This is a genomic window from Rhizobacter sp. (assembly GCA_021153565.1).
Taxonomy (GTDB): domain Bacteria; phylum Pseudomonadota; class Gammaproteobacteria; order Burkholderiales; family Burkholderiaceae_C; genus Albitalea.
The window spans coordinates 1-9,963 of the sequence record JAJKJU010000171.1; the positions used below are offsets into that span (position 1 = coordinate 1).

General features: G+C 60.4%; 11 protein-coding genes and 1 pseudogene. 4 read left to right on the forward strand and 8 right to left on the reverse strand.

All coding sequences use genetic code 11. From position 1 onward, the window contains the following. Positions 1-98: 98 nt before the first annotated feature. From AC30NL_RS10450 to AC30NL_RS10475, 6 genes and pseudogenes are all read right to left on the reverse strand, one after another. Entirely contained in the window at positions 99-524 is a 426-nt protein-coding gene (locus AC30NL_RS10450; RefSeq protein ID WP_489463937.1) for an IS1096 element passenger TnpR family protein, read from the reverse strand. A gap of 118 nt (positions 525-642) precedes the next feature. Beyond that, the gene (locus AC30NL_RS10455) at positions 643-1,164 is read right to left on the reverse strand and encodes an HPP family protein (protein ID WP_489463938.1); all 522 of its coding nucleotides are present in this window, start codon (positions 1,162-1,164) and stop codon (positions 643-645) included. A gap of 207 nt (positions 1,165-1,371) precedes the next feature. Then, on the reverse strand, positions 1,372-1,695 hold the full coding sequence (locus AC30NL_RS10460) for a hypothetical protein (protein ID WP_489463939.1): 324 nt from the start codon (positions 1,693-1,695) through the stop codon (positions 1,372-1,374). Between the two features lie 107 nt (positions 1,696-1,802). Beyond that, the gene (locus AC30NL_RS10465) at positions 1,803-2,654 is read right to left on the reverse strand and encodes a hypothetical protein (RefSeq protein ID WP_489463940.1); all 852 of its coding nucleotides are present in this window, start codon (positions 2,652-2,654) and stop codon (positions 1,803-1,805) included. 480 nt (positions 2,655-3,134) lie between these two features. Then, positions 3,135-3,844, reverse strand: a pseudogene (locus AC30NL_RS10470) (glycerate kinase type-2 family protein); the annotation flags it as partial. Between the two features lie 287 nt (positions 3,845-4,131). Next, positions 4,132-5,190 (reverse strand): hypothetical protein, encoded by a 1,059-nt coding sequence (locus AC30NL_RS10475; RefSeq protein ID WP_489463941.1) that lies wholly within the window; start codon positions 5,188-5,190, stop codon positions 4,132-4,134. 167 nt (positions 5,191-5,357) lie between these two features. Between AC30NL_RS10475 and AC30NL_RS10480 the strand changes: the two genes are divergently transcribed. Next, complete coding sequence (locus AC30NL_RS10480) at positions 5,358-5,714, forward strand: hypothetical protein (RefSeq protein WP_489463942.1); 357 nt, start codon at positions 5,358-5,360, stop codon at positions 5,712-5,714. A gap of 20 nt (positions 5,715-5,734) precedes the next feature. Here the strand turns inward: AC30NL_RS10480 and AC30NL_RS10485 are convergent, their stop codons facing one another. Next, complete coding sequence (locus AC30NL_RS10485; RefSeq protein ID WP_489463943.1) at positions 5,735-7,048, reverse strand: glycerate kinase type-2 family protein; 1,314 nt, start codon at positions 7,046-7,048, stop codon at positions 5,735-5,737. Between the two features lie 122 nt (positions 7,049-7,170). Beyond that, on the reverse strand, positions 7,171-8,373 hold the full coding sequence (locus AC30NL_RS10490; protein ID WP_489463944.1) for a urate hydroxylase PuuD: 1,203 nt from the start codon (positions 8,371-8,373) through the stop codon (positions 7,171-7,173). Positions 8,374-8,738: 365 nt separating this feature from the next. On the opposite strand from AC30NL_RS10490, the gene AC30NL_RS10495 reads away from it, so the two are divergent. The 3 genes from AC30NL_RS10495 to AC30NL_RS10505 are packed head-to-tail and all read left to right on the forward strand — an operon-like array spanning position 8,739 to position 9,844. Further along, the gene (locus AC30NL_RS10495; protein WP_489463945.1) at positions 8,739-8,993 is read left to right on the forward strand and encodes a hypothetical protein; all 255 of its coding nucleotides are present in this window, start codon (positions 8,739-8,741) and stop codon (positions 8,991-8,993) included. Then, the gene (locus tag AC30NL_RS10500) at positions 8,990-9,601 is read left to right on the forward strand and encodes a CDP-alcohol phosphatidyltransferase family protein (protein WP_489463947.1); all 612 of its coding nucleotides are present in this window, start codon (positions 8,990-8,992) and stop codon (positions 9,599-9,601) included. Before AC30NL_RS10495 ends, AC30NL_RS10500 begins: the two co-directional genes overlap by 4 nt. 27 nt (positions 9,602-9,628) lie before the next feature. Continuing rightward, positions 9,629-9,844, forward strand: coding sequence for a hypothetical protein (locus AC30NL_RS10505; RefSeq protein ID WP_489463948.1), 216 nt, complete (start codon positions 9,629-9,631; stop codon positions 9,842-9,844). The last annotated feature ends 119 nt before the right edge of the window (positions 9,845-9,963 follow it).

The window sequence follows — 9,963 nt, forward strand, 5'->3', positions numbered from 1 at the left end:
TCTCGTGTTGGAAGGCTTCGATAACACCCCGCAAAAGGTCTCTGGCTCGGAACAGCGGCCAGCTGCGGATTGGCACATGATCACACGGGATGGGACACTTAGGCAGCGTACTCTTCCAGTACCGGATACTGTATTGGTCTCTCGCCGGTTTCGCGGACTACCCGTGGATACGTGAGGCGGGGATCAGCTTCTTGATGTTTCTTGCCAATTCTTGCGATTTTGAACAGCCAGCTATCGCCATAGTCGAACAGGTAGTACAAGTGCTTTCGATCCGGAAGGGGATATAGGCTCTCGATTGTCGAATCGTAGACGCCTCCATCTTCTTCGTCGAAGCGGACTCGATCACGACTCCGCTCTGTTCTTGCGATGAAGAATTCATACAGATGATCATTGTCGAAGCCCACCGCATCCTGAATTGCGAGATGTAGGTCTTCAAGCGACGCCGAAGAATCAATCTCTATGACTCCTTCCCATTGACCGTTTTCAGTGGCGTAGAACAGTGCTACTTTGAGTGTGAAGATCATGATGAGGTTTGGGGGTTGATGGATGGAAGCCCAGTTGCGGTGATCCGAACGGGCACATGAACTCTTCATAACGGTAGGTGCTGAAGAATCACCGCAACGGTGACGTTCATGGGGAGGGTTACGCGTCGTACGTTCCCCAACCTCCCCAGTTGAGATGAGGCGGTGATGGTGCAAGCGGCTGTGTGGGGTAGTGCACGAGCCCCGGATAGAGCCTGCTCCACAAGACAGCGACCAAGACCAGTGCCCCGACTCCAACCAGTACCGGCTGCCACAGCGCGGCCCAACTGGCATGCACGTAGACCATGAGAACTGGGTTCGCGCCGGCCGGCGGATGAACCGTGCGGGTGAGAAGCATGAACGCGAGTGCCAGAGCTGTAGCAAGTGCGTAGACCGCCAACGATTCGCCGAAGAACTGGTAGCAAGCAATACCGCTCAACGCCCCACCCAGATGGCCGCCAAAAACTGCCCTTGGCTGAGCTGCGGGAGCGCGAGTGAGGCCGAAGAGGAAGACGGTGGTTCCGCCAAGGGAGGCGAGCAGGAACGGATTGATTTGTGGCCCCGCGAGGAAGAGCGCGGAACCGATGCCGACGGCGGAGCCAACCAAACACCACAGGAGACGCATCAGAGGGTGGACGTGCATGTGCTTCAACGCCTAAACAAGATGGCTTCGTGAACTCAGGCGGCCCGTCCCCTGCAAACCAATGTCTGAGGTGACGCGCAGTCTGCAGCAGGGCACTTGGGCCGTCAAGCAAAGCGGGCAATGCCACCAGTGCTGGCCGCTACCTGTTCAACCACAAGTCGCGGCTGAACCATTCGGTTCTATTTGCAGCGGCTGGAGCACCGCAGCTCACGGCTGCTTCGTTTGAGCTGGATAGGTGGATGCAAGCTTCCACCCCCTTTCGGATGCATCTTCAAGATACTCATCGAAGTCAGGTTCGTCAATTTTGAAATTGACTGTGTACTGATCTTCGACGCGACATCTGAAGCCTTGATGCTCAGTGCTCCAGGCACTCGAGAGGATCTTTTGGCTTCGCTCCAACGGCCATTGGATCTCTTGCCCCGGCTGAGGGGTGAACGGAAGCGATTCCTCTCGAGTCAGTACAGCGAAACGAGCGTCCAAGTCTTCGTGATCAGAATCGAAGACGTACTTGTAGAAGATGATGTTGAACATGTTGCTCTTGTGTCTCTCGGTCTTCTATAGCGCATAACCCCCGACATGAGCGGCGCCTGGAGGCGACGCAGCTTGCTGGAAGGCGTTCGCTCGATGGGGGTCAGGCTTCACCGTACCGATCCACCGGGGTAGTTGGCCAATTCCTCCAGGAATCGGAGAACGCCATTGTTGCGGCGGGAGTAACAGCTTGCGACGGGCATGTTGGCTCCGACCCTCTGAATTCGTTGCTTCATCTTCGAAACGCGATCCTCCCAGGCGCCGTCAAGCAGCACGAAGTCGCAGCAGTTCACAGGAAGCAAGGCGTGAACCATGTCCATGATGTCGTTGTCGCCCAGACGCAAGTTGGGAACAAGGATGAACTCTCTCATCAGTTCCGCCATGATTACGAATGTTCTCGTCCGCTTGGACGTTGGACGAATGTTGCGCGCGGCGCGCACATACTCTGGCTGAGCTCGATGCGCCTCCAGGCTGCCGCGAATCATGTGCAACGTGTCCTTCGTGACTTGCTCTATTGCCATGTGGTTATCGCGGGCCATCGCAATGAAACCCCGCATCGTGAAGCCGAGCGGCGCGTTTTGCGCGCGCTCGGCAAACAACTTTAACTGGGGTAGATCGGCTGGCGGCCAGAAGCGCCGGACATTGTCTTGTTCCTGCAGTTCCTGTTCGTAAACCTTGTCGAAAGCGAAGTCTGTAAGGAAGATATTCGGCAAAAGCCGTTCGATGAATTCTTCCGCTGCAACTGTGTGGCGTCGGTCGTCGTCTCTTGCAAATTCGGCGAATGAGAAATTTGAGAGAAGCAAGGTGCCGCGTTGGCGCCGCAGCTCCGCTACGAGCCTGTCTTGAAGCTGTGCATCGTCGGAGAAGAGCCGCAGCGCCCAGTGGTCGAGGTAAACCGTAGGCGAGAGGAACGACTGCCTCACCCGTACGTAACCTTCCGACGCATAGAACTCGATCGGCATTTGCGGGGCGCCGTAGCGTCTGTCTTGTGACAGACTAATCGGGATAGGAAGGAATCTCACGGCCCTTCCCTACCACACCACCGTGCGTACAGGTCACGTACACGGAGGTTCGCTGCGTTGAACGCATACGCGTCAGGCCCTGGCTGTGGCCGGTTCTGGCAGCTCATCGCGCTCTTGCTGACGTTCCCCGCTTCGCGCATGGACACGCCACGCTTGCGCAGTCCGCGGTAGCCCCTCGGTCCCCATTGCTTCCATGCGTAGCAGCCTAACCGTCGCCGAATCCATTGTCCAGTTCCCGCTGAGCGCTAAGCCCGGGAACTTGCGGTTTCAGGCCCGGTCAACGGCGTTTTTGCGTGTATTCACTATGAGCCGCAGTGAGCCTTCGTCTAGCGCGTCACGCTGTGCATCACCCGCTGTCCCGCACGTTCCACACACGTGCGACATGAGCGGCGAGCAATGACAATGTAGCCGGCAATGTCGTCAGACGACGAGCAAAGCTCGAAAGTCGTTCACTTTGGTAAAGGTCGGCCCGGTGACGACAAGATCGCCCAACGCCGCAAAGAAGCTGTACGCATCATTGCGGTCGAGGAATTCTTGCGGATTCATTCCTGCACCCAGCGCTCGCGCCACGGTGTCCGGCGTAACGACCGCACCCGCGTTGTCTTCAACACCATCAATGCCGTCTGTATCGGCTGCCAGCACATGCACGCCCGATTCGCCTTGAAGAGCGATGGCGCAGCCAAGCAAGAACTCCGTCGCACGACCGCCTCGTCCAGGTTTGTCGGATGCGTTCGCCTTGACAGTCACCGTGGTCTCGCCGCCTGACAAGATGACGCAAGGCTTCCCAAAGGGCTGACCGCGTCGCGCCACCGCACGAGCCATTGCCGCATGCACCTTGCCGACTTCGCGCGATTCGCCTTCAATTTCGTCGCTCAGGATGTGTACGTCGATGCCCGCCCGCCGCGCCACATCGGCCGCCGCTTCAAGCGACTGCGCGGGCGTGGCAATCATGTGCACCTCGTGGCTGGCGAAGCGCGCATCGCCGGGCTTGCGTTTCGAAGGCACCGCTTCGAAGCCCTTCCTCCAAAGCACGGAATCGCAATGCCGTAGCGCGACAGGGTGCGCAGTGCGTGTGTGCAAGTCGTCGAGTCGGGCACGGTCGGGCCACTCGCGATCACCTTCGGCGCATCGTATCGGTGCATTCGTCCCATCACGCGAGCGATTGCCTTGCTCCCGTGGCCATCCTGCGAGCTGCGCCCGGCCGCTCGCGACACCGCCCACTCGGCACCCACCTCGCACGCATTGCCCCCGCCCGTCGCTGAATTTACACTGACCCCTTCATCGCCATACCGGCGGTCCAGTCCAACGAGGTTTATCTGGCGCCATGCACCGCCGTGCCTTCGCTTCCGCTTGGTCTGGGCGTCCGAGAAACGCTTTCCGTTAGGGCGCACTGGTGACACGTGCGCAGAGACACGCGTCATCGCGGGGTCACGAATGGTTGAAGCCTGGTACTGATGAAGTGGTTCGGGCGCCAACCTGACAGCAACTTCTCTAGGACAAAGTTGTCCACAAACCCGGCGATCATCCCCGCGACAGGGTTTGAGGCATCAAGCGCCAAGGTGAACGCATACCGCATGCTCTTCTGCGGGAGTCTCTGTATCCAGCCCTCGGACGAGATGTCTCGTACGTACGTGCGGACCAAGTTCTCATCTGGGTTGACTGCCTTCGTCCAGTTCTTGAACCGTGCCGCCTTGTCAAGCAGAACGAGAAACTCCGAAAATGTTCTTTCGCCCGAGTCAATGACCTCAGCGACGGTCTTTGCGTCTGGCAGCACAACCTCTGCAAACTTCTGAAGAGAGGTGGTGTTCAAGGCCGACCGACGAAGAAGTTCAGCGTACCGCACTTGAATGATCGCGGATGCTGACGCGGAGGTCACAAAGTCGCCCCCGTAAAACGATGCGAGCGCAAGATCGGCTCGGGCTTCGAGCATGCTGCTCAACAAGTGCGCAGGGGTGAGCGGATCTTCAGGAGGAGTGCCGACGGCCCTTCTTCGATTGATTGCCTCGAAGTCGACGTTCGTGAATACGTGAATGCCGACTTTCGAATCGATCACATCGAATTTCAGGTCGGGGCCTGTTGTGTAGCCACCGGGCATGACTTGTAGGATCTGGCGAACCGCCTCCTTCGTGTATTCAGCGTCAACCACATCGCGCTTCGCGGCTTCAGTAATTCCGCCAGCGATGAAGTGATTGCCTGAGAATTTGCGCACAGGAACACGATCCAGGAATGCTTTCGTGAAGCGCCGAGCCTCTGCCTTTGGCAATTCGGCTCGCTCAAGGTCAAACCTGAGCCGATCATCGACGGTTTTCAGTTCGCCCGCGGTCTTGTCACCCGACAAAGTGAATGCTACGAAGCTGTGAATCTGAAAGGCACCGACGTTATCTGTACTGGTCCCCAGCATTTCCTCGCAGTAGACAGCCGAGAAGTCCTGTCGCTGCAGTAGCGTGAGTAGCTGGGGCATGCCAATCTGCTTCACCAGACCGAGCAGCGTTCCTCGGTCAATGACCAAGTGCACCTTCTGGTAGAACAGCAGCGCCTCGGCAATTTGCCCTGCGGAAATCGGTTGCCCGCCGTCTGCGCGACGAAGAACGACATGATCAAACATGGCTCGAGTCTAGCGGCAGGCGAACGAACGGAAGGGGGTTGTGCGCCCTAACGCAGCGCCAGCTTCCATCGCTGGTGCCGGCCACCTACTTCATCACGCTGCCGGCCGAACTGCGCGGCCTGGCCTGGGGCCACCAGCGCAAGGTCTATGCGCTGCTGATGCAGTGCGCCTGGGACACGCTCAACACCTTCAGCCACAACGCCATGCGCGCTCTTCCTGACGTTCCATGCATCGCGCATGGACACGCCGCGCCTGCGCAGTTCGCGGTAGCCCCTCGGCCCCCAACTGTTTCCATGCGTAGCAGCGTAACCGTCGCCGAATCCAGCACATCTCGCTGTGAATCACCCGCTGTCGCGCACGTTCCAAACACGTGCGACATGAGCGGCGACCAATAACGATGTAGCCGGCAATGTCGTCAGACGACGAGCAAAGCTCGAAAGTCGTTGACATTGGTAAAGGTCGGCCCGGTGACGACAAGATCGCCCAATGCCGCAAAGAAACTGTACGCATCATTGCGGTCGAGGAATTCTTGCGGGTTCATTCCTGCGCCGAGCGCTCGCGCCACGGTGTCCGGCGTAATGACCGCACCCGCGTTGTCTTCAACGCCATCGATGCCGTCCGTATCGGCTGCCAGCACATGCACGCCCGATTCGCCTTGAAGAGCGATGGCGCAGCCAAGCAAGAACTCCGTCGCACGACCGCCTTGTCCAGGTTTGTCGGATGCGTTCGCCTTGACGGTCACCGTGGTCTCGCCGCCCGACAAGATGACGCAAGGCTTCCCAAAGGGTTGACCGCGTCGCGCCACCGCACGAGCCAGTGCCGCATGCACCTTGCCGACTTCGCGCGATTCGCCTTCAATGTCGTCGCTCAGGATGTGTACGTCGATGCCCGCCCGCCGCGCCACATCGGCCGCCGCTTCAAGCGACTGCGCGGGCGTGGCAATCATGTGCACCTCGTGGCCGGCGAAGCGCGCATCGCCGGGCTTGGGCGTTTCGAAGGCGCCGCTTCGAAGTCCTTCCTCCAAAGCGTGCGGAATCGCAATGCCGTAGCGCGACAGGATGCGCAGTGCGTCTGCGCAAGTCGTCGAGTCGGGCACGGTCGGGCCACTCGCGATCACCTCCGGCGCATCGCCGGGAACATCGCTGATGAGGAGCGTCACCACGCGCGCCGGCGCACACATTGCCGCGAGCCTTCCGCCCTTGATGGCCGACAAATGCTTGCGAACGCAGTTCATCTCGTCGATGGCCGCGCCGCTCTTCAAGAGGGCCCTGTTGATTGCCTGCTTGTCTTCCAGGCTCACACCGGGCGCGGGCATTGCGAGCAAAGCCGAGCCGCCGCCAGAGATGAGGCACAACACGAGATCATCGGCCGTGAGACCGTGCGTGAGTTGCATGATGCGTGACGCCGCGAGAAGCCCGGCGTCGTCGGGCACCGGATGCGCGGCCTCCATCACCTCGATGCGTCCGGGCCTCGCAAGATAGTTCGGCGGGATGTGGTCATAGCGCGTGACCACCAGCCCCCAGATCGCCGCCCGTGCCGGCCACAAGGCATCGACCGCCGCGGCCATCGCGCCGCTGGCCTTTCCCGCGCCGAGCACCAGGGTTCGCCCCCGCGGCGGCGATGGAAGAAACTGGCCAATGCCGTGTTGCGGCAAGGCTCGAGTTACCGCAGCGTCGTAAAGCGCGCGTAGAAAGCCGCGCGGGTCGGTGTGAGGCGATGGTGTGGTCATGCGGGTCGTTTCATCTTGAGAGTGAGAACCGGCGCATAGCCCGGGCTATGGCGAGCATTTGCAACGACGCGCAGGGGCCTTTTGGCGTGATGAGCGGGCATGATCGACATACTCTCAGCCTCTCAGTTCGTCGGTGCGCCCGCTTCGAACCAGCGGGCGAGCAAGTCGCGCTCGGCATCGGTGATCTGTGTGGCGTTGTTCAAGGGCATGGTCTTCTGCACGACGGCCTGCTGGTAGATCTGCTGCGCATGCTGCGCGATGAGTGCTGGCGTGTGCAGTTGCACGTTCTTGCTGATGATCTGTTCGTTGTGGCACATCACGCAGCGCTGGCCGATGACGGCCCGCACCTCGGTGAACTGCACGGTCTGCGCTGCCGCCGTCATGGGCCGCGACCGCGGTGCGAGCCACAGCGCAAGGATGACGATCAGCAGCACGCCACCTCCCGCGAACTCCCACGGCACGCGCTTGCCGGCCACCAGCGCCTTGTGCCGCGCGACAAAGGAGTGGCGGATCAATGCGCCGGCTGCCATCAGCATCACGAGCACCACCCAGTTGTTGGAGACCACGTACAGGAAACCATAGTGGTTGCTCAACATCGTGAGCAGCACCGGCAGCGCGAAGTAAGTGTTGTGCACACTGCGTTGCTTGGCTCGCTGCCCGTGCAATGGGTCCACTGGCACGCCGGCCTTCAGTTGTGCGATGACCTTGCGCTGGCCGGGGATGATCCAGTGCGCGACGTTGGCTGTCATGGCCGTGGCCATCATCGCGCCGACCAGCACGAAGGCAGCACGCCCTGCGAACAATTGGCAGGCCAGCCACGAAGCGAAGATCACAGTCATCGCCACCAGCATGCCGACGATGCGGTCGCCTCCCGCGCGTTGGCCGAACACCCGGCACGCAAGGTCGTAGACCACCCAGAACACCGCGATGAAGCTGAGCGCTGCCGCCACCGCACCGGCGGGCGACCACGCATGCAGGCTTTTGTCGATCAGGAAGGTGGACGCCTGGCAGAGGTACAAGACCGTGAAGAGCGCGAAGCCGGTGAGCCAGGTCGAGTAGCTCTCCCAGTAGAACCAGTGCAGGTTCTCGGGAATTCTCCCTGGCGACACCAGGTATTTCTGTGGGTTGTAGAAACCGCCCCCGTGCACCGCCCACAACTCGCCGTCGACGCCCTTGGCTTTGAGCGCCGGATCGTTCGGCGGCACGAGGCTGTTGTCGAGAAAGACGAAGTAGAACGAGGAGCCGATCCAGGCGATGACCACCACCACGTGCGCCCAGCGCAGCAGCAGGTTGATCCAGTCGAGCAGGTAGGCTTCGAGGGCCAAAGTTTCAGCTTTCGCGGGATGTCGTGGCCGGCAAAGTGTATCCACAGCCTGAGAGGCTGAGAACGCTTGGTGAATGCAGGCTCAGAGGCCGAGAGTTTTTCGAGCGTGCCCGAGCAGCACGTCAAAAGGCACCTGATCTAGGCGCAAAGCACAGCCATAGCCCGGGCTATGGCGAGCATTTGCAGCGACGAGCAGGGGCCTTTTGGCGTGATGAGCGGGCATGATCGAAATACTCTCAGCCTCTCAGGGAGGAAATCCGCCAATCTCGTCGGCGGATTCCGACACACGATTCGGAAATTCGTGACTGTCTGTGCCGCGCACAGTGCCCTAGGATGGGGCATCACAAACGCAGAGGAGACCCCCCCTTGAATGCCCCCCAAGAGCGGCACCGTCGAGCCAAGTATCTGGTGCTGCTTCACACGCGGGCTCATCAGCGCGCGCTTCTCTTCAACGAGGAACACAATTTCATCGCCGAACTCGACGATGATTGGTTCGCCGTAGACAATCTCGTGCGCGCCGGTACGCCTTGTCGTCCACCCCCGTCTCTGCCGCTTGCCGATCTCGCGCGCAATTCTGCTGGCGATTTCGACGGGCAACTCGAGTGCTATAGCCTGGGATGAAACATTTTTCGATGATCCGCGAGTTTCAGCTCGCCGACTTTTTTACCCTGGGCAACGCTGCCTGCGGCGCCTTGATGGTGCTGTTCGCGGCAGCGTTCATCGGCACGCATTCCTTGTCGAATTTCATGCTCTCCGCCTTGATGGCACCTGCCGCGTTCGCCTTCGACGTCGTCGACGGCCGTGTCGCTCGCTGGCGGCATGAGCAGTCGGCCATGGGTCGTGAACTCGACTCGCTCGCCGACGTGATCTCCTTCGGCATTGGCCCGGCCACGCTGGGCTTTGCGGCCGGGCTGCAGGGCGGGTTCGACGTGCTGGTCCTCATTTACTTCGTGTGCTGCGGCGTGAGTCGCCTGGCGCGCTACAACGTGACCGCTGAAAGCCTGTCTGCCGGTGCAGCCAAGGTGCCCTACTTCGAAGGCACGCCTATTCCGACGAGCGTGCTGCTCGTGCTGCTGATGGCGGTGGCGGCGTGGCAAGGACGGCTTGGGGACAGCATTTGGTTCGGCGTCGTGCAGCTGGGTCCATGGACGCTGCATCCGTTCAGTCTGCTTTTCGCGCTTTCTGGCACATTGATGATCAGCAAGACTCTGCGAATTCCGAAGCTTTGACTCTCGACGACAGAAAGGGGCACTGTCATGGACGTATCGAAAATCATCGGTTCGGGCCGCGGCAAGCAGGAACTCGATGAAGCGATGAAGGCGCTTGCCGTCACGATTCGCGAAGCCGGCGAGTGTCTGCTCGATCTGCAGCAGGCGGTGCTCACGCTGCAGCTTGCAAACGATCCGGTGCTGTCACGCGACATCGATCATGCAGCGCAAGCTTGCTTGCGGGATGCGATGCGGCGGAAATAGTCCGCGGGCTTTGGATTTGGCCCGGAATAAGTTCCCGTTTGGGGGGCGCTGGGCGGGATGCGATGCAAGGCGCTCCGAGCGCCGTGTGGCGAGCCACACAAGTGAGGAGCAACGCCGCA

Bases quoted from the DNA above. Each gene is read 5' to 3' on its own strand.
- AC30NL_RS10500 (WP_489463947.1), top strand. From the start codon at position 8,990: ATGAAACATTTTTCGATGATCCGCGAGTTTCAGCTCGCCGACTTTTTT.
- AC30NL_RS10455 (WP_489463938.1), bottom strand. From the start codon at position 1,164: ATGCACGTCCACCCTCTGATGCGTCTCCTGTGGTGTTTGGTTGGCTCC.
- AC30NL_RS10505 (WP_489463948.1), top strand. From the start codon at position 9,629: ATGGACGTATCGAAAATCATCGGTTCGGGCCGCGGCAAGCAGGAACTC.
- AC30NL_RS10465 (WP_489463940.1), bottom strand. From the start codon at position 2,654: ATGCCGATCGAGTTCTATGCGTCGGAAGGTTACGTACGGGTGAGGCAG.
- AC30NL_RS10450 (WP_489463937.1), bottom strand. From the start codon at position 524: ATGATCTTCACACTCAAAGTAGCACTGTTCTACGCCACTGAAAACGGT.
- AC30NL_RS10460 (WP_489463939.1), bottom strand. From the start codon at position 1,695: ATGTTCAACATCATCTTCTACAAGTACGTCTTCGATTCTGATCACGAA.
- AC30NL_RS10485 (WP_489463943.1), bottom strand. From the start codon at position 7,048: ATGACCACACCATCGCCTCACACCGACCCGCGCGGCTTTCTACGCGCG.